At 65.8% G+C, this 25572-nt stretch carries 26 protein-coding genes and 2 rRNA genes; 22 read left to right on the top strand and 6 right to left on the bottom strand.

What is annotated here, in order from left to right; all coding sequences use genetic code 11:
* Window positions 1–175 precede the first annotated feature (175 nt).
* From MX659_RS06525 to dcd, 5 genes are all read left to right on the top strand, one after another.
* Window positions 176–3901, top strand: a 23S ribosomal RNA gene (locus MX659_RS06525).
* Window positions 3902–4007: 106 nt separating this feature from the next.
* Window positions 4008–4122: ribosomal RNA gene (rrf, locus tag MX659_RS06520) — 5S ribosomal RNA — on the top strand.
* Window positions 4123–4320: 198 nt separating this feature from the next.
* On the top strand, window positions 4321–4539 hold the full coding sequence (locus MX659_RS06515; protein ID WP_267192673.1) for a NifU family protein: 219 nt from the start codon (window positions 4321–4323) through the stop codon (window positions 4537–4539).
* A gap of 230 nt (window positions 4540–4769) precedes the next feature.
* On the top strand, window positions 4770–7043 hold the full coding sequence (locus MX659_RS06510) for a vitamin B12-dependent ribonucleotide reductase (protein WP_267192672.1): 2274 nt from the start codon (window positions 4770–4772) through the stop codon (window positions 7041–7043).
* Window positions 7044–7053: 10 nt separating this feature from the next.
* Entirely contained in the window at window positions 7054–7614 is a 561-nt protein-coding gene (gene dcd / locus MX659_RS06505) for a dCTP deaminase (RefSeq protein ID WP_267192671.1), read from the top strand.
* A 13-nt stretch (window positions 7615–7627) separates the two neighbouring features.
* Here the strand turns inward: dcd and MX659_RS06500 are convergent, their stop codons facing one another.
* Entirely contained in the window at window positions 7628–8722 is a 1095-nt protein-coding gene (locus MX659_RS06500; RefSeq protein WP_267192670.1) for an FAD-dependent monooxygenase, read from the bottom strand.
* A 98-nt stretch (window positions 8723–8820) separates the two neighbouring features.
* On the opposite strand from MX659_RS06500, the gene MX659_RS06495 reads away from it, so the two are divergent.
* The 4 genes from MX659_RS06495 to MX659_RS06480 all read left to right on the top strand — a co-directional run bounded on the left by MX659_RS06495 (window position 8821) and on the right by MX659_RS06480 (window position 10998).
* Window positions 8821–9066, top strand: coding sequence for a hypothetical protein (locus MX659_RS06495; RefSeq protein WP_267192669.1), 246 nt, complete (start codon window positions 8821–8823; stop codon window positions 9064–9066).
* Between the two features lie 4 nt (window positions 9067–9070).
* Complete coding sequence (locus MX659_RS06490) at window positions 9071–9853, top strand: hypothetical protein (RefSeq protein ID WP_267192668.1); 783 nt, start codon at window positions 9071–9073, stop codon at window positions 9851–9853.
* Window positions 9854–9959: 106 nt separating this feature from the next.
* The gene (locus tag MX659_RS06485) at window positions 9960–10445 is read left to right on the top strand and encodes an RHS repeat-associated core domain-containing protein (protein ID WP_267192667.1); all 486 of its coding nucleotides are present in this window, start codon (window positions 9960–9962) and stop codon (window positions 10443–10445) included.
* 163 nt (window positions 10446–10608) lie between these two features.
* Window positions 10609–10998 (top strand): hypothetical protein, encoded by a 390-nt coding sequence (locus MX659_RS06480; RefSeq protein ID WP_267192666.1) that lies wholly within the window; start codon window positions 10609–10611, stop codon window positions 10996–10998.
* Window positions 10999–12248: 1250 nt separating this feature from the next.
* Here MX659_RS06480 and MX659_RS06475 read toward each other — a convergent pair.
* The 3 genes from MX659_RS06475 to MX659_RS06465 are packed head-to-tail and all read right to left on the bottom strand — an operon-like array spanning window position 12249 to window position 14559.
* Window positions 12249–13541 (bottom strand): DUF1015 domain-containing protein, encoded by a 1293-nt coding sequence (locus MX659_RS06475; RefSeq protein ID WP_267192665.1) that lies wholly within the window; start codon window positions 13539–13541, stop codon window positions 12249–12251.
* A gap of 38 nt (window positions 13542–13579) precedes the next feature.
* On the bottom strand, window positions 13580–13909 hold the full coding sequence (locus tag MX659_RS06470) for an AzlD domain-containing protein (RefSeq protein WP_267192664.1): 330 nt from the start codon (window positions 13907–13909) through the stop codon (window positions 13580–13582).
* Complete coding sequence (locus MX659_RS06465) at window positions 13906–14559, bottom strand: AzlC family ABC transporter permease (RefSeq protein WP_267192663.1); 654 nt, start codon at window positions 14557–14559, stop codon at window positions 13906–13908. The genes MX659_RS06470 and MX659_RS06465 overlap by 4 nt, the downstream gene beginning before the upstream one ends.
* Before the next feature lie 131 nt (window positions 14560–14690).
* Between MX659_RS06465 and MX659_RS06460 the strand changes: the two genes are divergently transcribed.
* Window positions 14691–15080 carry a hypothetical protein gene (locus tag MX659_RS06460; RefSeq protein WP_267192662.1) on the top strand — a complete coding sequence of 130 codons (390 nt, stop codon included), beginning with the start codon at window positions 14691–14693 and terminating at the stop codon, window positions 15078–15080.
* A gap of 6 nt (window positions 15081–15086) precedes the next feature.
* Here the strand turns inward: MX659_RS06460 and MX659_RS06455 are convergent, their stop codons facing one another.
* Window positions 15087–15776, bottom strand: a complete 690-nt coding sequence (locus MX659_RS06455) for a rhomboid family intramembrane serine protease (protein WP_267192661.1) — start codon at window positions 15774–15776, stop codon at window positions 15087–15089.
* A 106-nt stretch (window positions 15777–15882) separates the two neighbouring features.
* On the opposite strand from MX659_RS06455, the gene MX659_RS06450 reads away from it, so the two are divergent.
* From MX659_RS06450 to lgt, 3 genes are read left to right on the top strand one after another with little or no spacing between them, the layout of a single operon-like run.
* Complete coding sequence (locus MX659_RS06450; RefSeq protein WP_267192660.1) at window positions 15883–16440, top strand: LemA family protein; 558 nt, start codon at window positions 15883–15885, stop codon at window positions 16438–16440.
* 7 nt (window positions 16441–16447) lie between these two features.
* Window positions 16448–17338 carry a zinc metalloprotease HtpX gene (gene htpX, locus MX659_RS06445; protein ID WP_267192659.1) on the top strand — a complete coding sequence of 297 codons (891 nt, stop codon included), beginning with the start codon at window positions 16448–16450 and terminating at the stop codon, window positions 17336–17338.
* Entirely contained in the window at window positions 17339–18151 is an 813-nt protein-coding gene (gene lgt / locus MX659_RS06440; protein WP_267192658.1) for a prolipoprotein diacylglyceryl transferase, read from the top strand.
* 6 nt (window positions 18152–18157) lie between these two features.
* Here lgt and MX659_RS06435 read toward each other — a convergent pair whose 3' ends face one another.
* Complete coding sequence (locus MX659_RS06435) at window positions 18158–18361, bottom strand: hypothetical protein (RefSeq protein WP_267192657.1); 204 nt, start codon at window positions 18359–18361, stop codon at window positions 18158–18160.
* Window positions 18362–18473: 112 nt separating this feature from the next.
* Between MX659_RS06435 and MX659_RS06430 the strand changes: the two genes are divergently transcribed.
* From MX659_RS06430 to ruvB, 9 genes are all read left to right on the top strand, one after another.
* Window positions 18474–19520: a DUF3048 domain-containing protein gene (locus tag MX659_RS06430; RefSeq protein WP_267192656.1), complete on the top strand. Its 1047-nt coding sequence runs from the start codon at window positions 18474–18476 to the stop codon at window positions 19518–19520.
* A 105-nt stretch (window positions 19521–19625) separates the two neighbouring features.
* Window positions 19626–20525, top strand: a complete 900-nt coding sequence (pdxS, locus tag MX659_RS06425) for a pyridoxal 5'-phosphate synthase lyase subunit PdxS (protein ID WP_267192655.1) — start codon at window positions 19626–19628, stop codon at window positions 20523–20525.
* Window position 20526: 1 nt separating this feature from the next.
* Window positions 20527–21105: a pyridoxal 5'-phosphate synthase glutaminase subunit PdxT gene (pdxT, locus tag MX659_RS06420; RefSeq protein ID WP_267192654.1), complete on the top strand. Its 579-nt coding sequence runs from the start codon at window positions 20527–20529 to the stop codon at window positions 21103–21105.
* 24 nt (window positions 21106–21129) lie between these two features.
* A complete protein-coding gene (locus tag MX659_RS06415; protein WP_267192653.1) occupies window positions 21130–21891 on the top strand; it encodes a YebC/PmpR family DNA-binding transcriptional regulator in 762 nt (253 codons plus the stop codon).
* Between the two features lie 79 nt (window positions 21892–21970).
* Window positions 21971–22621, top strand: a complete 651-nt coding sequence (locus MX659_RS06410; RefSeq protein WP_267192652.1) for a hypothetical protein — start codon at window positions 21971–21973, stop codon at window positions 22619–22621.
* Between the two features lie 32 nt (window positions 22622–22653).
* Window positions 22654–23346, top strand: a complete 693-nt coding sequence (locus MX659_RS06405; protein ID WP_267192651.1) for a hypothetical protein — start codon at window positions 22654–22656, stop codon at window positions 23344–23346.
* Window positions 23347–23416: 70 nt separating this feature from the next.
* Window positions 23417–23914 carry a crossover junction endodeoxyribonuclease RuvC gene (ruvC, locus tag MX659_RS06400; RefSeq protein WP_267192650.1) on the top strand — a complete coding sequence of 166 codons (498 nt, stop codon included), beginning with the start codon at window positions 23417–23419 and terminating at the stop codon, window positions 23912–23914.
* The gene (ruvA, locus tag MX659_RS06395) at window positions 23911–24495 is read left to right on the top strand and encodes a Holliday junction branch migration protein RuvA (RefSeq protein WP_267192649.1); all 585 of its coding nucleotides are present in this window, start codon (window positions 23911–23913) and stop codon (window positions 24493–24495) included. The genes ruvC and ruvA overlap by 4 nt, the downstream gene beginning before the upstream one ends.
* Window positions 24496–24514: 19 nt before the next feature.
* Complete coding sequence (gene ruvB / locus MX659_RS06390) at window positions 24515–25570, top strand: Holliday junction branch migration DNA helicase RuvB (RefSeq protein ID WP_267192648.1); 1056 nt, start codon at window positions 24515–24517, stop codon at window positions 25568–25570.
* Window positions 25571–25572 lie beyond the last annotated feature (2 nt).

Below are 25572 nucleotides of genomic sequence, written 5' to 3'. Positions count from 1 at the left end.
CGTCCCGGTCGAGCTTGCTCCCGGGGCCCTAGAAGCCAAGAGTCGATCTGGTTTCAGTCCGCGCATGCGGCACAGTATCCGGTTTTCAGGGCTCAGGCCCTGGCGCGCGTCCTTCGGGGCGCGTTCTGCACCTTGAAAGCTGTATAGCGTGATCGAGAATCGCGAATAGTACTCAGGCCAAGATACTAAGAGCACACGGTGGATGCCTTGGCACTGGAAGCCGATGAAGGACGTGGCAAGCTGCGATAAGCTCCGGGTAGGTGCACACGACCGTTGATCCGGAGATGTCCGAATGGGGAAACCCGGCTGGGGTCATGCCCAGTCACCCGTGCCTGAACACATAGGGCACGAGGAGGCAACCTGGGGAACTGAAACATCTAAGTACCCAGAGGAAGAGAAATCAACCGAGATTTCCCTAGTAGTGGCGAGCGAACGGGAAACAGCCTAAACCCGCGTATGCGTATAGCCTGTGGGCGTTGCTGCGCGTGGGGTTGTGGGAGTCATCATCTCAGGGCCACAGACCTGGGGCGGAGTTACCAATCGATGTGGTAGCAGAACGGTTTTGGAAAAGCCGGCCATAGAGGGTAAAAGCCCCGTACGCAAAACCGCGTCGACTCCGCGCATGACCACCCGAGTACTGCAGGACACGTGAAATCCTGTAGGAATCCGGGGGGACCACCCTCCAAGGCTAAATACTCTCCAGTGACCGATAGTGGACCAGTACCGTGAGGGAAAGGTGAAAAGCACCCCGAGAGGGGAGTGAAATAGTACCTGAAACCGTGTGCTTACAAGCAGTCGGAGCCCGGAAGGCCGTCTCTTCGGAGACGGCAGGGTGACGGCGTGCCTTTTGTAGAATGAGCCAGCGAGTTACGGTGTGCAGCAAGGTTAAGCTTAGAAGCGAGCCGCAGCGAAAGCGAGTCTTTAAACGGGCGTTGAGTTGCACGTCGTAGACGCGAAGCCAGGTGATCTATCCATGGGCAGGCTGAAGCGGGGGTAAGACCCCGTGGAGGGCCGAACCCACTTCGGTTGAAAACGGAGGGGATGACCTGTGGATAGGAGTGAAAGGCTAATCAAACCTGGAGATATCTCGTTCTCCCCGAAATAGCTTTAGGGCTAGCCTCGATCGTTCAGTACCGGTGGTAGAGCACTGGATGGCCTAGGGGGCTTCACCGCTTACCGAAGTCAGCCAAACTCCGAATGCCGGTACTCCAGAGATCGGGAGTCAGACAGTGGGGGCTAAGCTTCATTGTCGAGAGGGAAACAGCCCAGACCGCCTGCTAAGGTCCCTAAGTTCCAGCTAAGTGGCAAAGGATGTGCGTCTGCCCAGACAACCAGGATGTTGGCTTAGAAGCAGCCACCATTTAAAGAGTGCGTAATAGCTCACTGGTCAAGTGGACATGCGCCGACAATACACGGGGCTCAAGCTGGATACCGAAGCAGCGGACTTCGCGTATGCGGAGTGGTAGGGGAGCATTCTGTTCGGGACGAAGTCGGCGGGTGACCGTCGGTGGACTGGACAGAAGAGCGAATGCTGGCATGAGTAACGAGAGAAGTGCGAGAAACACTTCCGCCGTATGCCTAAGGGTTCCTGGGCAAGGCTAATCCTCCCAGGGTCAGTCGGGAGCTAAGGCGAGGCCGCAAGGCGTAGTCGATGCACAACAGGTCCACATTCCTGTACCACTGGCAGCGCGTTATCACCGATGGGGTGACGGAGAAGGGTAGCCGATCCGGGCGTTGGTCGTCCCGGTTCAAGGCCGTAGGGCGTGGGATAGGCAAATCCGTCCCACACACAAGCCCGAGAGCTGATGACGAGTCGCTTGAGACGAAGTCGGTAAGCCCATGCTTCCAAGAAAAACCTCTAGGGAGTTCTGCCGGTGCCCGTACCCCAAACCGACACAGGTAGGCAGGTAGAGCATACCAAGGCGATCGAGAGAACTACGGTTAAGGAACTCGGCATAATGGCTCCGTAACTTCGGGAGAAGGAGCACCTCGGACCGTGATCATCCTTGCGGTGTGAGCGGACCGGGGTCGCAGTGAAACGGCCCAAGCGACTGTTTACTAAAAACACAGGTCTCTGCTAAGTCGTAAGACGACGTATAGGGACTGACGCCTGCCCGGTGCTGGAAGGTTACGGGGAGGGGTCAGCGTCCTTCGGGACGCGAAGCTCTGAACCTAAGCCCCAGTAAACGGCGGCCGTAACTATAACGGTCCTAAGGTCAGCGGAAGCTAGCCTTAGAGAAATCTGGCTATATGCTGGAAAGCCTGAGGATCCCACGCTACCAGGCGCACGATCGTGTCAGAGCCGACTGATACGCTTGCGTCGGTGACAATGCGATGGGTGCAGGTGATCAGCAGGAAAGGCCGGACGCGGGCTGGGTGGTCGGGTTCGTCGATGGGGAAGGCACGTTCAGCGTGTCCATCTTCGAGAACCGATCGACCGCAGCGGGCTGGCAGGTGTTTCCCGAGTTCGTCGTGACCCAAGGCGAGCGCAGCGTGACCGTGCTGCACGAGCTGCGGGACTTCTTCGGATGCGGTTCCGTGTATCGGAACCGGCGCCACGACGGGCACGTGGAAGACATCTATCGGTTTTGCGTCAGGCGTCGTGCAGACCTGATCGATCGCATCATCCCGTTCTTTGAAGCGAATAAGCTTCGCACCGCGAAACGAGAAGACTTCATGGTCTTCGTCCACGTGGTGCGGATGCTTCAAGCGGGCGAGCATCTCCGACCAGGAGGTCTCGACAAGATACGGTCGATCGTCGATGCGAGACGCCACGCAAGCAGCCGCCACGTCCGGAATCCTCAGAGACTGTACGCCAGACATCCGCTGCGCGGGTGAAGATACAGTCCGAGCCCCATGGCGACATGGGGAGACCGGCAGAAATGACCGGTCCGCCTGGCGAGCCTGCCAGGTCATCAAGTAACAGCACTGAGCGAAATTCCTTGTCGGGTAAGTTCCGACCTGCACGAATGGCGTAACGACTTGGGCGCTGTCTCAACCGTAGACTCGGTGAAATTGTACTATTCGTGAAGATGCGAATTACCCGCGGTAGGACGGAAAGACCCCGTGAACCTTTACTACAGCCTGATATTGATCTTTGGTTCGACGTGTAGAGGATAGGTGGGAGGCTGTGAAGCCGGGACGCCAGTTCCGGTGGAGCCACCGTTGGAATACCACCCTCGTCGGGCTGGAGGTCTAACCCTGTGCCGTGATCCGGGCAGGGGACCGTGTCAGGTGGGTAGTTTGACTGGGGCGGTCGCCTCCTAAAAGGTAACGGAGGCGCGCGTAAGGTCCGCTCAGAACGGTTGGCAATCGTTCGTAGAGTGCAAGAGCATAAGCGGGCTTGACTGCGAGACCCACAAGTCGAGCAGAGACGAAAGTCGGCTCTAGTGATCCGGCGGCTCAGAGTGGAATGGCCGTCGCTCAACGGATAAAAGGTACTCCGGGGATAACAGGCTGATCTTCCCCAAGAGTCCACATCGACGGGAAGGTTTGGCACCTCGATGTCGGCTCATCGCATCCTGGGGCTGAAGTAGGTCCCAAGGGTTTGGCTGTTCGCCAATTAAAGCGGTACGCGAGCTGGGTTTAGAACGTCGTGAGACAGTTCGGTCCCTATCCACCGTGGGCGCAAGAGACTTGAGAGAGCCTGTCCCTAGTACGAGAGGACCGGGATGGACGAACCTCTGGTGTACCAGTTGTCACGCCAGTGGCACCGCTGGTTAGCTACGTTCGGTTTGGATAACCGCTGAAAGCATCTAAGCGGGAAGCCAGTCTCAAGATGAGGTCTCTCACTGGGTCAACCAGGTAAGGCCCCTCGTAGACTACGAGGTTGATAGGCCGCAGGTGTACGCACAGCAATGTGTTCAGCCGAGCGGTACTAATCGGCCGAGGTCTTGGTCTTCTATTCAACGTTCTCGTGATCGCTATACAGCTCTCAGGGTGCAGGGCGCCCCGAGGGTTGAAAACCGGATAGCGGAAGCTTCCGGCGACGTGAGCCGCCGGGTGTGTTCAGTGGTTATGGCGGAGGGGGTACACCCGATCCCATTCCGAACTCGGAAGTTAAGCCCTCCAGCGCCGATGGTACTGCCCTGTAGAGGGTGGGAGAGTAGGTCGCCGCTGAACACACCCGGCGGCTCACGTTTTGCTGTGCATTGGGTGCGGGCATCATGGAGCGCTGCTGAGAGAGCCGCGCGTGCGCCGACCAGGTCCCGCTGGGAACACTGGCGGCGTCAGCAGGAGCCGTGGCGCTCCGGGTGCTATGATGTGCGCTCAGGTAGCGAACCTGCGGGCCGAGGCGCCTGCCGGTTGAAGGGAGACAGCGTGAAAGAGCGAGTCCAAGAAGTGCTCGAGACGATCAGACCGGCCTTGCAGGCCGACGGCGGGGACATCGAGCTCGTCGACGTCGTCGACGGCGTCGTGAAAGTCCGCCTCGTCGGGGCCTGCGGCGGGTGCCCGATGTCGCAGCTGACCCTGGCGAACGGGGTCGAGCGCGTGCTCAAGCAGGAGATCCCTGAAGTCGTGCGCGTCGAGCCCGTCTAGCCACGAGCGCAAGCACTGCAACGAGCGTCGCCATCCGGGCGGCGCTCGTCGTGTTTCTCGCGCACATCACGCTCGTGCAGCGTCCGCCCAGTGGCTTGTCGGTGCCGTTCGTCGGACGAGCATTGCGCCCAACATATAGGGCACGTACACTGTGTATGCGCTAGATATTGTGTTGCCTTTCGGGGGCATCGTGCGCGATGATCGACCAGCGAAGACTGAGAGGGACCGCCATGACCGAAGCCAAGAAGACCGCCTACGACCGCGCGATCGACGAGACCCTCTCCCCGAACAGTCTGAAGGTGCTTCGCAAGCGCTACCTCAAGAAGGACGACGAGGGGAATCCGATCGAGAACCCGTCGGACATGTTCGTGCGGGTGGCCGAGAACATCGCGTCTGCCGAAGCGCGCTACGGGGCGACGCCGGAGCAGGTCGAAGAGGTCGCGCACGACTTCTATCAGCTCATGACATCGCTGGACTTCCTGCCGAACTCGCCGACGCTCATGAACGCCGGGCGCGAGCTGCAGCAGCTTTCGGCGTGCTTCGTGCTGCCGGTCGAGGACTCGATGGAGTCCATCTTCGGAGCCGTGCGGGACACGGCCATCATCCACAAGTCGGGCGGGGGGACCGGCTTCTCGTTCTCCCGGCTGCGCCCGGCCGGAGACCAGGTGAAGTCCACGCAGGGCGTCTCGAGCGGCCCGGTGTCGTTCATGCGGGTCTTCAACCAGGCCACGGAGGCCGTGAAGCAGGGCGGCACCCGGCGCGGCGCGAACATGGGCGTCCTGCGCGTCGACCACCCCGACATCCTGCAGTTCATCACCTGCAAGGCGGACGGTGACTTCGCCAACTTCAACATCTCAGTGGCGCTCACGGAGAAGTTCATGGAGGCCGTCAAGGCCGGGGAGCCGTACGACCTCGTGAACCCGCGCAATGGCGAGATCGTCGGCCAGCTGGACGCTCGCGAGGTGTACGACAAGATCGTCGAGATGGCGTGGGCCACCGGTGATCCCGGCATCATCTTCATCGACCGCATGAACCGCGACAACCCGACTCCGCACCTGGGCGAGATCGAGTCGACGAACCCGTGCGGCGAGCAGCCGCTCTTGCCGTACGAGGCGTGCAACCTAGGCTCGGTGAACCTCTCGCACTTCGTGCGGCACACCGATGCGGGTCTGGACGTGGACTGGGACCGGCTCGCCGACGTGGTGCACCGAGCGGTGCGGTTCCTCGATGACGTCATCGACGTGAACGAGTATCCGCTGCCGAAGATCGCCGAGCTGGCGCGCGGGAACCGCAAGATCGGGCTCGGCGTGATGGGCTGGGCAGACATGCTCATCATGATGGGCATCCCCTACGACAGCGACGAGGCGGTCGCGCTCGGCGAGAAGGTCATGGGCTTCATCCGCGCAGAGGCGCGCGCGGCGTCTGCCAAGCTCGCCGAGGAGCGTGGCGTGTTCCCGAACTTCGCAGGCTCGATCTACGACACGCCGGACGGCATGCGGCTTCGCAACGCCACTGTGACGACGATCGCGCCGACAGGGACGCTTTCGATCATCGCGAACTGCTCTTCTGGCGTGGAGCCGCTGTTCGCCGTGAGCTACGTGCGGACCGTCATGGACAACGACAAGCTCGTCGAGGTCAACCCGCTGTTCGAGGACATCGCGGTCAAGCGCGGGTTCTACAGCCGCGACCTCATGGAGCGCATCGCCGAGCACGGCTCGGTGCAGGACATCCCCGAGGTGCCCGAAGACGTGCGGCGCATCTTCGTGACGGCGCACGACATCGCGCCCGAGTGGCACGTGAGGATGCAGGCGGCGTTCCAGCGCTACACCGACAACGCGGTGTCAAAGACGGTGAACTTCCCGAACAGCGCGACCGTCGAGGACGTGCGCCGCGTGTACGACCTTGCGTACGAGCTCGGCGTCAAGGGCGTCACGATCTACCGCGACGGCAGCAAGGAGAACCAGGTGCTGTCGACCGGCAAGACCGCGAAGGCCGGCCAGAGCGGCCCAGTGAGGCCCGGCGAGCTCGAGCCGCGGCCGCGTCCAGCGGTGACGATGGGCAGGACCGAGAAGCTGCAGACCGGGTGCGGCAACCTCTACGTCACGATCAACTCCGACGAGCACGGCCTGTGCGAGGTCTTCACGCAGATGGGCAAGTCCGGCGGATGCGCCGCATCGCAGTCCGAGGCCCTCTCCCGGATGATCTCGGTGTCGCTGCGCGCAGGCGTCGATCCCCGCGCGATCATCAAGCACCTGCGCGGCATCCGCTGCCCCAGCCCGGCGTGGACCCAGGGCGGCAAGGTGCTGTCGTGCGCTGACGCCGTCGGCATCGCGATGGAGCACTACCTGGAGTGGCTCGAGACCGGCGCGGAGAGCACGACGGTCTCCAAAGACGTCGAGGGCCTGGATGGGCTGACGGGCGCGTGCCCCGAGTGCGGGAGCGCGCTCGAGCACGAGAGCGGCTGTGCGGTGTGCCGTGCCTGCGGCTTCAGCAAGTGCGCGTAGAGGAGGCGTCGTGGTCCTCTCTGACCGGTCGATCAAAGAGCAGATGATGGCCGGGCGCATCCGGATCGAGCCGTGCGACCCGGACGACATCCAGCCGTCGAGCGTGGACCTGCACCTCGGGCCGAGGTTTCAGGTGTTCCGGAACTCCCGGTACCCCTACATCGATCCGGCGCGCAAGCAAGACGGGCTGATGGAGCTCGTGGAGGCGACAGCGGAAAGCCCGTTCGTGCTGCATCCAGGCGAGTTCGTGCTCGGCACGACCGTGGAGCGCATCGTGCTCCCAGACGACATCGTCGCGCGGCTCGAGGGCAAGAGCTCGCTTGGACGCCTCGGGCTGCTCATACACTCGACTGCCGGGTACGTGGATCCGGGCTGGGACGGCAGGCTCACGCTCGAGCTCTCGAACGTCGCGAACCTGCCCATCCTGCTCATGCCGGGCATGGCCATCGGCCAGATCTCGTTCCTGCAGATGACGACGCCGGTGGACCGCCCGTACGGGACGCCGGGTCTCGGCAGCAAGTACCAGGGCCAGTCCGACGTCACGCCGAGCAGGTCGTACGAGAACTTCTGATCGCGCCCGGCCGCTACAGGTAGCGCGTGATGGCGCTGACGACGGGCGCAGGGAGCGTGCGCGCGAGCGCGCGGCCGGCGCGAGACTCCATCGCAGGCAGAACCGCGAGCTTGAAGCGGATCTGTGCCATGAGCGGCCGAAGCGCCGACCGGTAGGCGTCAAGCGCGCGCTCGGGAGCGAGAGCGGCTGCGCGTCCGGCCATCTCGCCCGTGCGAAGCGCGTACGAGATGCCTTCGCCTGACGTCGGCGACAGGAAGCCGCCCGCTTCGCCGGCGAGGAGGATGCGGCCCGCGCCGGGCACGATGTCGCGCATCGAGCGCACGTGCGCGGCGGCTGCGGCCTCCCTGGCGACGGAGGGCCCGAGCGCGGGAAGCTTCGCGCGCAGGGCCTCAAGGACGAGGTCCTGTGTCTCGTGCGGCCGTTTCGTCCTCGGATAGAACACCGATCCGACGAGGGCATGGCCGTCTTTCGGAACAACGTACGAGTACGCGTGGCCATTGCCGATGCTGCTGCTGTATATGCAGTCGAAGAAGGGTTCTATCCGTCCCTCGAGCTCGACGACGTCTTGGACGGTGACGTACGGGCGCTCGCCTGGAGCGATCGCCCGGCGGATCGTCGAGCGCGCTCCGTCGGCGCCGATCAGGATCGAGCACCGCACGCGGTGGGTCGCACCGCGGGCATCGACCGTCACCCAGCATCCGTCGCAATCCTGCTCGACTGCGGTCGCTCGGCAGCCGGAGGCCACCTCCACGGAAGGCGGCAGCATCTCGATCAGCAGCAGGTCGAAGGTGTCGCGGTCGACGTTGTAGAAGGTGAGCGAGCACGGCTTCTTCACGTCCGCGTCCCAGTCGTGGAAGCGGAACCGCACGCGTTCCGGCTCGCGGATGGTCCCGTCGAGCCGCACTCCGTGGCGTGCGAGCGTGCGGGCAGAAAGCGCGTGTATCATGCCGCCGCAGCTCTTGTGACGAGGAAGCGGGAACGCGTCAAGCAGCAGGACGGATCCGGCCCCGGCAGCGTGCATGGCAGCCAGCGTGCCGGCCGGCCCCGCCCCCACGACGATGGTGCGGTACGAGTCCTTGGTTGGAGCTTCAGCGACGTGTCTGCGCACTGCGGCACCTCGGTGGCGGGACGGATCCGGTGCTCCGGACGGTCGTGTTGAATGGTACCGTATGCACGTCGTGCGTAACACGGGATGCGAGGTGTGATGTGAGCCAGTGCTGGTCGTTGCGGGGATGTGACGACGACCTCCAGTCGAAGTGCCCGCACGCGAGCGTCGCGACCGAGAAGTGCCCTGCGGAGTGCTACTACGCGAAGTGTGACCGGCCGCAGCACCGCATCACCTCGGATCCCGCGCTCATATTCGAACCCGACATCGATCGGGACGCCGCTGCCAAGGACGTCTGCTTGAGCTGCGAGTTCTTCCTCACCAAGGGGCCGCGGCGGGAGCGATGAGCGTATGAGCGCGAAGCGCGGTTCGCGGGCAGTGGCAGACGCGCTGGTCGATCATGCGCGCCGCGTGGCCTCGGAAGGCATCGTGCAGACAGGCGGCGCGTTCACAGATGTCGCCGAGGCCGACGCGTTCGTTCGCGCACGGCCGGAGGCGTTCCTCATCGGCGTGCTCTTCACGCAGGGGATCCCGGCTGAGAGGGCGTGGGCAGGACCGTGGCTTCTTGCGCAACGGCTCGGGCATTTCGACCTCGCCAGGCTCGCAACGGAGACAGGCGAGGTGGCCCGGGCGATCGCGGCACCGCCTGCGCTGCACCGCTTCGTGCGGACGCTCCCTCGCTGGATCTCTGATGCGGCGGCGCGCGTCTTGGCCGAGTACGGCGGCGACGCGCGTGCGATCTGGCCTGACGGAGAGAGCGTTGCCGTGGTCGCGGAGCGCTTGCGCTCGTTCTCGGGCATCGGCGAGAAGAAGGCCGCCATGGCGGTGGAGCTCCTCGTGCGGCACCTGGGTGTGCAGCTCGTCGGCCTCGAGGACGGCTGCGTAGCCTACGACGTGCATGTCCGCAGGGTCTTCCTGCGAGCCGGGCTGGCGACGCGCGATACGCCAGACGCGGTCCGCGAGGCGGCTCGGCGGGTGTGTCCGCAGGAGCCTGGATCCATCGATCTGGCGACGTGGCTCATCGGCCGCCAGTTCTGCCGACCCTCGACTCCGCGGTGTGATGAGTGCCCGCTCGGTTCGGTGTGTCCACGCCTGACGTGGATCAGGCCACAAGGCGTGGGTGTCCGGCGGTAGCGGACGGCTGCGCGCGGACGGCCGGATGGTTCCGTTGGGCCAGGGCTGCCGAAGGACCCGGAAGCAGGGAGCCTATTCACAGCCGGAATGCCCAGAACGTGTCGATGTGAACACCGGCACGCCGGCTGTCCCCGCGCACGTGGCCGCAGCCATCGCCAAGGCCGACGGAGAGGAGAGCGCGTACCAGTACTGCGGCGGGGACCCGGTGGGGAAGGTGGATCCGAGCGGGCTGAGGAAGTGGTTCTTGACGCTGGCTGCAATTCAGGACGTGCGCGCCAAGCTGAACTACATAAAGACAGCCACTGGATACATCTTCATCTGCGTCTCCACACCATATTGGACGGCAAACGATTCGTGCACGGTATACTGGACAGTGACCGTGATCGCGCTCCATGTCTTGGATGACAACCCGTGGGCTAGTCGAGGCGTGCGCAGATGGAAACGGGTGAACGCGCTGTACGAAGTTGGCGTCCCGGGCAGCATACTCAGAGCCAGAGGCACGAAGGAAGCTGCAATCAGGATAGCGAAGAGTAGGCACATCAAATTGGTCAAGCGCAAGTATGGCCACCGCTATCGGCCGGATCTCTTTTGAGTGCGGCCCCTCCCTGGGAGAACCCTTGTGAAAGCGATCGCGTGAATACGCAGCAAACCCGCAGGGTTGCAGCACCGGATGAGCTACGCGTCGTCATCGGCTTGGAAGCGCGCGAGAGCGTGTTCATGATCAGAGTGAACGGGAGCGGAAGGGGGAGCATGAGATGGAGCCTGCGCCGAGAGCCGTCACTGGCGTCCCTCATGCCTTCGGGGGGATTCCGTTGAACGTTGGCGCGAGCCTCTTCCCTCTCATATGGGGCGTCGTGCACGGTGTTGTCTTGGGTGTATGGGTTCAGTTGGGCGTCGGGGCGCTCTGGGTGATCGGGGGTGTTCTTCTTCGCAACCCAGAGACAGGCATCGCCGTGCTCGGTCTGGTGTTTCGGGGCGCGGCGATTCTAGGCGACGTGTACTTCGGCGTCGTTGCCGATCGTCTCGCCTGGGAGAAGAACCCGAGCAGGTGGGAGACCGCCGACTACAGCAAGAACCAGCGAATCTGGGCGGTCGGCGCTGTCGCATACGCACTCGCCCTCACGTGGTATCAGGCCGGGCGATAGTGGTGCGTCGCGCGGCGATGGTCAGCCTTCGGGTCTGACACCCTGAAGCATCATCTGGTGCCGGATGCGGCCGGGCGCCCGTGGCTCGGCGTCTACTCCGGGACCGAGGCGACGACGGCCCTCACGCGCGCGCCTGGCCGCAGCGATCGCCAAGGCCGACAGGGAGGGAAGCGCGTACCAGTACTGCGGCGGGGACCCGGTGGGGAGGGCGGATACGAGCGGCACCATCGCTGTGAGCGGAGAAGGGGCGAGCAGGTACTTGGGCATCCCCAATAGTCTCTGGTTCTGGCAAGGGCTCTGGGGCTACCAGCGGCTGACAGGCAAGTACTGCGGATCTGATCTCTGGGTCGTGAAGAGGAGGGGCGTCGTCTCGCGACTCTGCTCAAAGAATCCTCACCTGGTGTCCGTTCGGAGGACCCTCGTTGGTCTCTACTTGGCAGTCAAGCTCGTCGCTGCAATTGGTGGCACCGACCTCATCACTGGTCTTGTGTCGGTCGGCATACCGAATGGTACGTCGGGGGCGGAAGCCATATCACGGCCCACGGCGCGGGCGAGAAGCCAACCTGCTAGCGCGCGAGCCTGGGAGACTGCCAAAGGGCATATGTCCAAGAACGGGTTGCACAAGTGGGATCGAGCCCACCACCGGTATCGGTAGCGAATGGATGGTTGTACAGCATGCGTAGGCAAGGATGGTGGATTGCAGGCACTGCAGCTTCGATTCTCTTCGTGTGGGTGCTGGCCGGGATGGCCACCAACCGGATGGAAGTCATCCGGCTCCTGGTGGTGGAGCTTGGCGGCCGTCAGCCCGGGATAGCGTGGCCCGCCGTCTTCCATCTGCTGGCGGCAGCACTGACATGCATCAGTGTGGGAGCAGCAGTCGGTGGTCTTCGATTTCATTGCCGACGTGCTCTGGTAGCTGGTTGGCTTGTCTTCTCGCCCGTGATCGTCGTGCTTCTCTGGTTGATAGGAGTAGAGCTGCCCCTGAGGCGGTCTATCGGCGGCTAGCCTGGACACCGCCTATGATGCGATCGAACGGACGGAGACAGCGACCGACGCGCAATCCGGGCGCGCTGGCGCTTCCTCTATCACACGAACGGTTCGGTCACCGCAGCCGGCAGCGTCTCGGACAGGACGACTTGGCGCTCCACCGACGACACAGGGCCCCTCGTCGGCGTCGCGGCTCTTGCGTTCAGCTGGTGGAGCCGTGCCGGCTTCTGAGGGCCACCCAGCCTGCGCTCGCACGTCCGACGCTAGTCGAGCGCGTGGAACACGAGGCCCGTCGGCAGCTTGGGGTGGAAGTACGTCGACTTCTGCGGCATCTTCTCGCCAGCGAGCGCGACGGCTTTGAGCTGCTCCATACGCGTGGGTCGCAGGACGAACGCCACGTCGCCGCCGGGGACCTCGAGGGCCGCGCGCGTGTCCTTGACGAACGAGAGCCGTTCGAGCGTCTCCGGCTCGTCGGGATGGATGCCGAGCACGGGGCGCAGGACGAGCTCTTGGAGCACGGCCACGTCGAGCGACTTCCAGTGGTGCGAGGCGGGCAGAGGAATCGCCTCGTCGAGGTCGACGTCGTCGCGCAGCACGGCGAGACGAAGGTCGCCCGACTTCGTGGCCACGAGGAACGCCGGCCGTTCGATGGCGTCCAGTTTCGCGATGTCCGAGGCGCTCGCCGGTTCAAGCACGAAGCGCTCGGCAAGCGCGTCGAAGAACGCGTCGGGATCGAATGCGCCGCGCGCGCGGGCGACGCGGTGGGTCGCCAAGACGAGCAGCTCCGGATCGTCCATGTTCACGAGCGCCATCAGGACGTAGTCGTAGGCCGGATCGCGCCGTTCGACGCCTGCCGCCGCGTCCTGTGCGCGGCGTTCGTCCCGGTAGGCCACGGCCACCGTGTAGCGGTGGTGCCCGTCGGCGATGAACACCTGCTTGTCGGCGAGCACCTGCGCAAGCGCCGCGATCGCCCGGTGGTCGCGCACCGTCCACAGGCGCGAGCGCGCGGCGTCGTCGCCGACGGCCTCGAACAGGGGGGCGCCTGTGCCGGCCGCGTCGAGCACGGCCTCGGCCTCGCCGGCGGGGTCGGAGTACAGGCCGAACACGGGGCTCAAGTTGGCGGCGCACGCGCGCGTGAGCTCGAGGCGGTCTGCGATGGCCTTCGGCAGCGTGCGCTCGTGCGGGACGATCACGCCCTCTTCGAACGAGTGGATCCGAACGGCAGCCAGGAGCGCCCGGCGGCGCACCGGACGGCCTTCGTGCTCCCAGTCCTGCTCCAGCAGATAGAGCGCAGGGGACTCGTCTGGCGTGAGCACGCCGTCTTCCTGCCATCGGCGCCACAGGTCGTGCGCCGCACGGTATCGGTAGTCGGGCGCATCGGGGTCATCAGAGCCCTCAGGCAGGTCGATCGCGACGATGTTGCGCGGGTCGCGCGAGAGAAGCTCCGCGCGCATCGCGGCGTCGACGACGTCGTACGGCGGCGCGATGAGCCGCGAGATGTCGGGTCCGAGATCCCGGTTGTAGGTGATGGCACGGAACGGGCGGACGAGCGGCATCGGTGTCCTTCCTGCGTTCGGGTGGCGGTAGGCGAAGTCTACCCGACCAGCGCGCGGAAGACCAGGAACGACGCCATGCCCGCAAGCGTCGCGCCGAGGAAGCTGCGGGTCTTCGCGAACACGGCCGCGGTCGGCAGAGCGGCCAGCAGGTACGGGTTGGCGAGCGTGAGCGCCCAGGTGCCGCCTGGTCGGAGGACCTCTGTTGCGACGAGCGACGCCATGACCGTCACGGGGACGAAGGAGAGCCACCGCGCGATCGGCCCGGGTATCCGTGCTCGGGACACCAGCGCCATCGGCGCGAAGCGCACGACGAAGTTCGCCGCGGCCATGCCGGCGATGACGGCCCAGATGGTCGCGGCGCTTCTCACCGGAACCACCACGCGGCGATGGCCGCTCCGACGACCGCTCCGACGGTGATGCCCCAGGTGCCGGGAAGCACCGCGGCAGAGGCAAGCGCGAGGACGCCGGCGATCGCTGCGGCCGCGGCGTGCGACCGGCTCTCGATCTGCCCGACGAGGAGCGCCGTGAACATAGCGGGCATGGCGAACTCGGCGCCGAACCGTGTGGGATCGGGGATCGAGGCGGACGCGAGCGCGCCGAGCGCCGTGCCGCCCACCCAGCCGACCCACGCGATCGCGCCGACGCCGAGCGCGGAGACGGGATCGGCGCCCGACGTGCGTGCGTCGGTGGTGTTGACCGCGAACGTCTCGTCCGTGAGCGTGAATGCGAGGAGCGGCCGCAGCGCCCCTGCCGCGCGCCCGTACATCGGCGCGACGGTGGCGCCGAACAGGACGTAGCGGAGGTTGACGACGGTTGTCGCCGCGAGCACCGCGAGGACGCCGCCGCCTGCCGCGAGCACAGAAAGCGCGATGAACTGTCCGGCCCCGGCAAGCGCAGTCGCCGAGCAGAGGACGGCTTGCAGCGGCGAGAAGCCGGTCTTGCGCGCGAGCACGCCGAAGGTCGCACCGACGGGCGCGTATCCGAGCAAAATAGGGAATCCGAGGCGGACGCCACGCACGAAGCGCGCCCAACGGGAGGAGGAGCGGCAGAATGCGTCGGTTGCCGGCTTGAGCATGCCGCACATGCTATCACACGCTTGCAAAGGCCGTGGGCGCGGTACAATCTTGAGTGAGCGGCAAGGAGGCGGCTGTGGAGTTCAGGCTCATATGCCCGCGTGATGGCCAGGTCGAGCTCGGGCTGGAAGACGTCTCGGCCGTCGTCTTTCACGACCCGTCGAACTGCGACATCGTGTTCATCTGCCCGCACTGCGGGACCGCGCTCCGTGTGACCGTCGAGGTGCCGCACCTGTTCCGGGTGGCGATGGAACTCGTGCGCCTGGGCGAGGTCGAGGCCCGCATCGAAGCGGTGATCCGGGAGGGCTTCGACGAGGGCGCCGAGGACACAGACGCGCCGGCCGGCGATCTTGCCGACGCCGCTCCGAGCGAGCGGATGATCGAGGCGTACTGCGAGTACTTCCGCCGCCAGCTCTCGCACGTCACCTGCGTCGAGGACCTGCTCGCCGAGATCGACGCGCGGTAGCGGCTGCTACCAGCCGTAGTAGCTTCGCGTGCTGTTCCGCTGCGCTGCGCGCACGACGAGCGCGATGAGCATCCCGGTGATGAACCCGCCGATGTGGGCGAACCACGCGACGCCGCCGGTCGCAGCAGCCGCTGTCCCGAGGGAGGCCACGCCGTTGCCGAGCTGCAGCAGGAACCAGAAGCCGATCACGACGAACGCTGGCAGCCGGGCGACTTCGACGAAGAAGAAGATCGGGATGAGCGTGACGACGCTCGCTCCAGGGTACAGCACGAGGTACGCGCCGAGCACGCCTGCGACCGCGCCGCTCGCTCCCACGACCGGGATCGAGACGGGGCCGGACGCGAGCGTCTGCGCAACGGCGGCTACCACGCCAGAGGCGAGGTAGAAGCCGACGAAGGGAAGCGTGCCGAGGCGGTCCTCGACGTTGTTCCCGAAGATCCACAGGTACAGCATGTTGCCGAGGACGTGCAGCCACCCGGCGTGGAGGAACATCGAGGTGAGGATCGACAGGGCCGCTGCGCTTGCCGGCGCGGCGAGAAGCCGGCTCGGTATGAGCGCGTACCGCGACATGAAGTCTTGCAGCGCTGCGGGGTCGAGCGAGTACTCGTACAGGAACACCGCGAGGTTGGCCGCGATGATGAAAACGGTCGCGATGGGAAACGACCGGGTAGGATTCTCGTCGCGGATCGGTATCACGCTCGCTCCTTGGGCGGTTCTGCTAGGATGATGGATGTGGCGCTCGACGCATTGTAGCGCGTGCGCGTCGCGCCGACATGGAGTGTCGGTCCGAAGGAGGAACCGTATGGGCTTCGCATGCATCGGAGCTGTCGGGCTCGTCGCGCTGGTCGTGGCGTTCGCCGTGATCGGCATCTACAACCGGCTCGTGACGCTTCGCAACCGCATCGACAACGCGTGGTCGCAGATCGACGTGCAGCTGCGCAGGCGCTACGACCTCATCCCGAACCTGGTCGAGACGGTGAAGGGCTACGCTGCGCACGAGCGCGAGACGCTCGAGAAGGTCATCCAGGCCAGGAACGCGGCGATGAGCGCCCAGACCGTGAAGGAGCACAGCGAAGCGGAGAACATGCTCACCGGCACGCTGAAGAGCCTGTTCGCGCTGGCCGAGAGCTACCCGGATCTCAAGGCGAACCAGAACTTCTTGATGCTGCAAGAAGAGCTGGCCGGCACCGAGTCGAAGATCGCGTACGCCCGGCAGTTCTACAACGACTCCGTGATGACCTACAACACGGCCATCCAGGTCTTCCCGTCGAACCTCATCGCGAACCTCTTCGGGTTCCGCGAGCGCGAGTACTTCGAGATCGAAGAGACCGCGCGCGAGCCTGTCGCCGTGAAGTTCTGACGCACCCATGTACGACCAGATAGCCGCGAACAAGCGCCGCACGGCGCTGCTCATCGTCGTCTTCTTCGCGCTCGTGCTCGCCATCGGGTACGTGTTCGGCCGCGCGTTCGACATCGGATACGGGGGAGTGCTGATCGCGTTCGTCGTCGCGGTGGCGATGACGTGGGGCTCCTACTGGTACTCGGACCGCATCGTGCTCGCGCTCAGCCGTGCGCGACCGGTCGACCGCGACACCGAGCCGTACCTCGTCAACGCGATCGAGGGGCTGTCGATCGCGGCGGGCCTGCCCGTGCCGCGGGCGTACGTGATCGACGATCCGGCGCCGAACGCATTCGCGACGGGGCGGGACCCGGAGCACGCGGCCGTCGCCGTCACCACGGGGCTCATGCAGAAGCTCGACCGGCTCGAGCTCGAAGGCGTGATCGCGCACGAGCTCGCGCACATCAAGAACCGCGACACGCTCATCCAGACGCTTGCGGCCGTGCTGGCCGGCACGGTCGTGATCGCCTCAGACTGGATGCTGCGGTCGCTGTGGTGGCGGGGCGGCAGACGGCGGGACAGCGAAGGCGCAGGTCAGCTCCAGGCGCTCTTCGCGCTTGTCGGCATCGCGCTCGCGATCCTCGCGCCGATCTTCGCCACGCTCATCCAGATGGCCATCTCGCGCCAGCGCGAGTACCTGGCCGACGCGAACGGCGCGCTGCTCACCCGGTACCCGGCAGGGCTTGCCTCGGCGCTGCGCAAGATCGCGCAGGATCCGAACAAGCTGTCTGTTGCGAACAAGGCGACCGAGCCGCTGTACATCTACAACCCGCTCAAGGACTACGGCGGCGGGCTGAACGCGCTGTTCAACACGCACCCGCCGGTCGAAGAGCGCATCCGCCGCCTGGAGGCGATGTAGGTGGCCGCATTCGCGTTCCCGCACCTGGACCCGGTGGCGTTCGCGGTCGGGCCTCTGCAGGTGCGGTGGTACGGCCTTGCGTACGTCGCCGGTTTCGTGCTCGCAGCGGCGATCTTCCACCGGCTGAACGCGCGATGGAAGGTCGGCCTCACGACGGACCAGGAGATCGACGTCGTGCTTGCGGCCGTCATCGGCCTCATGCTCGGCGCGCGCCTGGGCTACGTGCTGTTCTACGGCGGGAGCGAGTACTGGCGGCACCCCGTCCGCATCCTTGAGACGTGGGAGGGCGGCATGTCGTTCCACGGCGGGCTTGCGGGCATCCTGCTCGCCGGCTGGGTCATGTCGAAGCGGCTGAAGGTGCCGTTCCTGCGGCTGACGGACCTGGGCGCGGTGGGCGCTCCGATCGGGCTGTTCTTGGGGCGGTTCGCCAACTTCGTGAACGGCGAGCTGTGGGGGCGCGTGACGACCGCTCCGTGGGGCGTCGTGTTCCCGGGTGCGGGACCGCTTCCGCGGCATCCGTCGCAGCTCTACGAGGCGTTCCTGGAAGGCGTCGTGCTGTTCGTGGTCATGCTCGTGCTGTCGCAAAAGAAGCGCCCCGACGGCGTGATGCTCGGCACGCTGCTTGCCCTGTACGGAGTCTTCCGCATCGCGGTCGAGTTCTTCCGGGAGCCGGACGTGCAGCTGGGATTCGTGGCAGGCCCGTTCACGATGGGGCAGGTGCTGAGCGTGCCGATGGTCGTGGCCGGAATCGCGCTCGTGGTGTGGGCGTACCGCCGCGGGAAGGCGGCAGGAGACGCGCCGGCCGAGCCGTGACGCGGCTTAGCGGCAGTCCGGGCCGCCCGGCTTCCAGCACGGCGACTCGCGGCGCAGGCACTTCACGCCGTCGCTCGGCGGCAGGCGCAGGATCGGCTGGCACTTCGTGCAGAAGAACTGCGGGACCTTGCCGATCACGTCTTTCACCTCGGGATCGGCGTAGGGGTCCTCGTCGGGCGATTCCAGCACGTGCAGCAGGTAGCAAGGCATGGCAGCTCCTCGGGTTCGCCAGGAGCGATTCTACGGCGCGGCCGGCGGTTCGTCACGCGCGTTGACCCGAGCCCGTGCGCTCCCTAGACTGGCGCAGGAGACAAGGAGGATGGTGTCAGTGAAGCGTCGTCTCGCACTCGTGCTGGCCGTCGTCGCGGCCGTGCTGGCTGCTGCGTCTGGCTGCAAGGCGTCGGCTCCGAAAGTCGTCTCGCTGTGGCCGAAGGTCGAGCGCGAGCGGGTCGTGCCCAAGCCGCCCGAGCCGCCGCGGTGGCCGCTCACCGGACAGGAGGCGCCCAGCGAAGACGCCACGCTGCGCCGTGTGATCTCGGTGAAGATCGAGAACTCGCCGGCGGCGCGGCCCCAGACGAATCTCTCGCTCGCGGACGTCGTCTACGAGAGCGTGGCAGAAGGTGGCATCACGCGGTTCAACGCGCTGTTCCATTCAAACGAACCGGAGGTGGTCGGCCCGGTTCGCAGCGCGCGCCTGTCGGACCTGTACATCGTGCCGCAGTACCACGCGCTGTTCGTGTTCTCAGGTGCGAGCACGAGCGTGAATGCGCGGATCCGCTCGGCGATCTCCGAGAACCTGTCGCAGGACGCCGGCATCTCGTATCCGTACTTCCGCTCGAAGGACAAACCTGCCCCGCACAACCTGTACGTGGTGCTCGCCAAGGTCCGGGAAGAGGCCGCGCGCCGCTCGATGCCGGAGACGATGGCCGTCCAGGGGCTGCTGTTCGACCGCAAGGCGCTTGAGGCGACCCCGACGGTGACCGAGATCTACGTCCCGTTCTCGCCGGCGAACAAGGTCCGCTGGACGTACGACTCTGCCACGAAGATGTACCTGCGCGAGAACAACGGCGCCAAGCACATGGACAAGGGCACCGGCAAGCAGATCGCGGCGCGAAATGTCGTCGTGATCCGCGCGAAGCACGTTCCGGCGAGCCACGACGTCGTCGGCTCGACCACCTACGAGATCATCTTGGAGGGGAGCGGAACGTGCACGGTGTTCCGTGACGGCCAGCGATTCGACGGCACGTGGACGGCGACGAAGGACGCTCCGCCGAAGTTCGTCGACGAGAACGGCAAGCCGATCCTGCTCGCGCCAGGGAACACGTGGATGCAGGTCATCCAGCCGTCGATCGACATCACGATGCGATGAAGCCTGCGGGTGCGTTGTTGCGCGCGGTGCAGGCGAGTACAATTCAATGTCCCCCTGGCGTGGCCAGGGCTGCCGGATCCAGTGAAGCGAAGGAGCGCGAGCGCGGTGGCTGAGAACACGACTCCCCAGACCGGGACCCTGCGGGTGAAGACCGGTCTGGCCGAGATGCTCAAAGGCGGCGTCATCATGGACGTGGTGACGGCGGAGCAGGCGCGGATAGCCGAGGACGCCGGCGCCGTCGCGGTGATGGCGCTCGAGCGCGTACCGGCCGACATCCGAGCGGCCGGGGGCGTCGCGCGCATGGCCGATCCTGCCAAGATCCAGGAGATCATGGACGCCGTGTCGATCCCCGTGATGGCCAAGTGCCGGATCGGCCACTTCGTCGAAGCGCAGGTCCTCCAGGCGATCGGCGTCGACTACATCGACGAGTCCGAGGTCCTCACGCCTGCCGACGAGGAGCACCACGTCGACAAGTGGCAGTTCACCGTGCCGTTCGTGTGCGGATGTCGCGATCTCGGCGAAGCCCTGCGGCGCATCGCGGAAGGCGCCGCGATGCTTCGCACGAAAGGCGAGCCAGGCACCGGCAACGTCGTCGAGGCGGTCCGGCACATGCGGACCCTCACGGACCAGATCGCGTGGCTGAAAGGCCTGCGTCCGGAGCAGCTGTTCGCCGCGGCCAAGGAGCTGCAGGCGCCGTACGAGCTCGTCAAGTGGGTCGCTGAGAACGGCAAGCTCCCGGTCGTGAACTTCTCTGCGGGCGGCATCGCGACGCCTGCGGACGCTGCGATGATGATGCAGCTCGGCTGCGACGGCGTCTTCGTCGGATCGGGCATCTTCAAGAGCGGCGACCCGGCGAAGCGCGCCAGGGCGATCGTGGAGGCGACGACGCACTATGACGACCCGGACGTGATCGCGCGCGTGTCACGGGACCTCGGGGAGCCGATGGTCGGCATCAACATCTCGGAGATCCCGGAGGCCGAGCGCATGCAGGAGCGGGGCTGGTAGCGTGCGCGTCGGTGTCTTGGCGCTCCAAGGAGCGTTCCGCGAGCACATCATGATGCTGGAGGCGCTCGGTGTCGACGCCGTGGCCGTGCGCAAGCCCGAGCAGCTCGGCGGTGCGAGCGCGCTCATCATCCCTGGCGGCGAGTCGACCGCCATCAGCAAGCTTATGGCGGCGTACGGCTTCTACGACGCCATCAGGCAGCAGCACGGCGCAGGCATGGCCGTGTGGGGAACCTGCGCCGGCGCGATCCTCATCGCGACCACGATCATCGATGCGCTGCCGGGCCAAGAGCCGCTGCGGCTGATGGACATCGCGGTGCGGCGCAACGCGTACGGCCGGCAGGTGGACTCATTCGAGGCTGACCTGGACTTCAAGCACCTGCCGGACGGTCCGTTCCGGGGGGTGTTCATCCGGGCGCCGTGGATCGAGCAGGTCGGCGACGGCGTCGAGGTGCTCGCAACGCACGACGGCCACGTGGTGGCGGCCCGGGGCGAAGGTGTGATGGCCACGAGCTTCCACCCCGAACTCACCGGCGACCCGCGGGTGCACCGGTTCTTCCTGGACGAAGTCGTCGGCTCCTGACGGCTCACGCGAAAGGGCGGCACGATGTCTGGACATTCCAAGTGGGCGACCACGAAGCATCGCAAGGCGGCGCAGGACGCCAAGCGCAGCACGCTGTTCTCGAAGCTCTCGCGCATGATCACCGTGGCTGCGAAGCTCGGCGGCGACCCCGACCCCGAAAAGAACGCCAGGCTTGCAGCCGCGGTGGAGAAGGCGCGCAGCTACTCCATGCCGAAGGACAAGATCCAGGCCGCGATCGACAAGGCCTTCGGGGCCGGCGCTGATGCCAACGCCTACGAGGAAATCGTCTACGAGGGCTACGGTCCTGACGGCGTGGCCATCTACATCGAGGCGCTCACGGACAACCGGAACCGGACCGCTGCCGACGTGCGGTCGGCCTTCACGCGCGCGGGCGGGAACCTCGCGGGCGCCGGCGCGGTCGCGTTCCAGTTCGAACGCACGGGCGAGATCGTCATCGAAAAAGCAGGCGCTCCCGACGAAGAAGAGCTGCTGCTCCTCGTGGCAGACGCGGGCGGCAACGACCTGGAGGACAACGACGACGAGTTCGTGGTGACGACAGACCCGGCCGATCTCGCTCGCGTCCGGGACGCCTTGCTCGCGGCCGGCGTGCCGGTGAAAGGCGCCGAGCTCTCGATGCGTCCGAAGACGCCGGTGAAGGTGAGCGTGGAGACCGCGAAGAAGGTCCTGCGCCTGGTGGACGTGCTCGAAGAGAGCGACGACATCCAGGAGGTCTACCACAACATGGAGCTCACCGAGGAGATCGCCGCGGCGCTGGAAGGCGAGTGATTGCGAACCCCGGGGGCATCGCTTGACGGTCCCTCCTTGCGAGGCGTAGCATCTATGAGCAAGCAAGGGGTGAGGGGCCGTGTTCAAGTCGGTTCAGGCCATCGCGGCCTTCGCAGCTGTTGTCGCTCTTCTCTGGGCTGGGACAGCGCACGCGGCTGGCGAGATCAGGTACGACATCGTCTGCGATCCGGATCACGTCGGTGATCATTCTGTGAAGGGCGATGTCTACTACTATGGGAAGTACCTGTATGTCTCTCACACCGTCCGATCATTGTACTTGACCGCCGCGCGGCACTATCTTGACGCCGGGTACATAGAAATCGGCCAGCTCTACTACGCTGGACTGTACACACCAACGAAACATTTCTACGCATACGAAGACCCACCATACACTGCCTGCCAGATACTTTATACGTATGGCTATCCGACTGCTGGGACCTGGTACACGTACTGGATCGACCAGGACTACCCGAGCACGGACTACAAGGTCGGCCGGGGGAGCATCCAGTGGGCGACGATTCCAATGCACTTGCGTGGCGGCGACCCTGAGTCTTCGATGGAAAGGTCCGATCCACTGGATGACGGGCATGGCTCGTATCGCAACCTGCAGTACAAGGGAGCCGGTCCGACAGTCTGGACGCCATGGGACCGGCTGCACATCGAGGATTCCGATCCTGACTACAAGGCTGTCCGCAGGTCCAACAGCAGCTGGTACAGCACACCTCGATGAAGTCGAGAGCAGTGTCGGGTAGGGAGGCAGGGATGTCACCGAAGCGGGCTGTGCTCGGTGTGCTCGCGCTCGCGGGGGCCGTCATCGTGGCGGTGATCGCTGTGTCGTACGCGGTCCGTGCACGCACCGATGACGCTAACGCGTTGGTTTCCATACCAGGCGCGGGACGGTATCACAGACAGGACGAGGACTTCGAGCGGGCAGGACAGAGGTATGCAGACGTGTCTGCTGCGGCCGCAGTGCTGACGTTCCGGCCCCGGACCTTGCAGGACATGCAAGGGCGCAGGCTGGTGCGGGTGTACGCGGCTCCGCTGCGCAGTGCGCGTCGAGACGGGACGAAGACCGAACGGCTCCCTGCAGGCATGTCCAACTACCTTGTGCTGGTGTACGAGGGGGGCTTCAGGATCCAAGAGAAGGCATGGGATCCCGAGGTCGTGCCGGACGAAGCCACGTTCGGTCGTGAGCTGACGGCCGGTTTCGAGAACGATCCGCGAATGGCTCAGCGCCTCAAGACTGCTCGCGTCTCTGGTGTCACTGTATGGTACTGGGACAAGTTCACGCTGCCCGAAGAGGTGGGAGAAGACGGAGCGGTTCGGGCGCCGGGCGTCGTGGTGTCGAGTTCGCAGGCGAGCTGGTTCCAAGATGGCGTGAGCATCACAATCGGCTCGACGGAGATGCCTGGAGAGGACCTGCTCGCCTTTGCCCGGGCGATGATCGAGCAGTAGCGCCTGTCAGCCGCTGATGCTATCCTGCCCCTGAACATATGTTCGGTCAGCAGGGAGGCGGAAAGCGGCGTTGATCATCTTGGGCATCGACCCTGGCCTCGCGAACACCGGCTGGGGCGTGGTCGAGCAGACGGGTTCGCGGCTGCGCTGCCTCGCGTACGGGTGCGTGAGCACAGAGCCGACCGACGATCTCCCGCAGCGGCTCGCCCAGATCCACCAGCGGCTCATGGCCGTCATCGACCGCTACGCGCCGTCGGAGTGCGCTGTCGAAAGCGTGTACTTCGGCTCGAACGCACGCTCCGCGCTCGCCACCGGCCAGGCGCGGGGCGTCGCGCTGCTTGCGCTGGCCGAGAAGGGGCTGAGGCTCGGGGAGTACAGCCCCGCGCAGATCAAAGATGCGGTGGTCGGCGTCGGCAGCGCGGACAAGCGGCAGGTGGCCTACATGGTGCGCGTGCTGCTCGGGCTCGACCACGAACCGGCTCCCGATCACGCAGCGGACGCCCTCGCGGCTGCCATCTGCCACGCGCACGCGCGCGGGACCGCCGCACGGAGGGGGGCGGCCGTATGATCGCCTCGCTCACGGGGCGTCTCGTCGCGAAGGACGCCGCAGGCTGCGTGATCGACGTCGGCGGCGTGGGCTTCCGGGTGCTCATGTCGACGAGCTCCATCTCGGCGCTGCCGGCCGAAGGCCGTGAGGCATCGGTGCTCACGCACCTGCACGTGCGCGAAGATGAGCTCACGCTCTACGGGTTCGCCGAGCCGCTCGAGCGGGAGGTGTTCCTCGCGCTGCTCGGCGTGAGCGGCGTGGGGCCGAAGGTGGCGCTCGCCGCGCTGTCGGCGCTCAAGCCCGAGGACCTGCTCGACGCGGTGGCGCGCCACGACGCAGCCTTCATCGCGCGCGTTCCTGGCATCGGCACGAAGACGGCCGAGCGCATCGTGGTGGACCTGAAGGATCGGTTCGGCAGCGCTGGCGCACGAGAGTCAGCGGCGCCTGCCGCGGGTGGCGTGCGCGAGGCCGAGCAGGCGCTGCTCGCGATGGGGTTCTCTGCCGCAGAAGTGGCGACGGCGCTCAAGGGGTACGACGGGCCGCCCGGCGACGCAGAAGCTGCACTGAAGCACGCGCTCAGACGCCTGGGCGGCGGCGTGTGATGGCTGGGAAGGTCGCGGTATGAGCATCTGGGAGGCAGACGACGCGCTCGAGCGAACGGAACGCCTGGTCGCGGCGGAGCACACCGAGGACGACCTCGAGATCGATCGCACCTTGCGTCCGCGCACGCTTGACGAGTACCTCGGCCAGCAGACCGTCAAGGCGAACCTCGCGGTGCTCATCGAGGCTGCCAAGGCGCGCAACGAGCCGCTCGACCACGTCTTGCTGTCAGGGCCGCCAGGCCTGGGCAAGACGACGCTCGCAGGGGTCATCGCCAACGAGCTCGGCGTGACGATCCGCACGACGAGCGGGCCTGCGATCGAGCGTCCGGGCGACCTGGCGGCGATCCTCACCAACCTCGAGGAGCGAGACGTCCTGTTCATCGACGAGATCCACCGCCTGAACCGGGTGGTGGAGGAGGTCTTGTACCCGGCGATGGAGGACTTCGCCATCGACATCGTCATCGGCAAGGGTCCGGCGGCGCGCTCGCTTCGGCTCGACCTGCCGAGGTTCACGCTCGTCGGCGCGACTACGCGCACAGGGCTTCTCACGAGTCCGCTGCGCGACCGGTTCGGGATGTCCTTCCGGCTCGACTACTACACGCCTGATCAGCTCGCTGCGATCGTCAAGCGCAGCGCGGCGATTCTCGGGGTGCGCGTCTCGGAAGACGGCGCCAACGAGATCGCGCGGCGCTCGCGCGGGACGCCGCGGCTCGCGAACCGGCTGCTCAAGCGCGTGCGCGACTACGCCCAGGTCCGGCACGATGGCGCCATCACCGAAGACGTGGCAGCCGAGGCGCTCGCATTCTTCGAGGTCGACCACGTGGGGCTCGACAAGATGGATATCGCCATCCTGCACGCGCTCACCACGACATTCAGGGGGCGGCCGGTCGGCCTCGGTACGCTTGCAGCAGCCGTGGGCGAGGAGCCGGGCACGCTCGAGGACGTGTACGAGCCGTACCTGCTGCAGCTCGGCATGATCGCGCGCACCCCGAAGGGACGGCAGGCGACGCCTCGCGCATTCGAGCACCTCGGGATCGCGGCCCCGGGCCAGAGCGGGCAGTCGGGTCTGTTCTGACG

The organism is Parvivirga hydrogeniphila, from assembly GCF_023371205.1.
Classification (GTDB): Bacteria; Actinomycetota; Coriobacteriia; order Anaerosomatales; family Anaerosomataceae; genus Parvivirga; species Parvivirga hydrogeniphila.
Note: the sequence above shows the minus strand (reverse complement) of the source record. Positions and strands in the feature narration are given on the sequence as shown.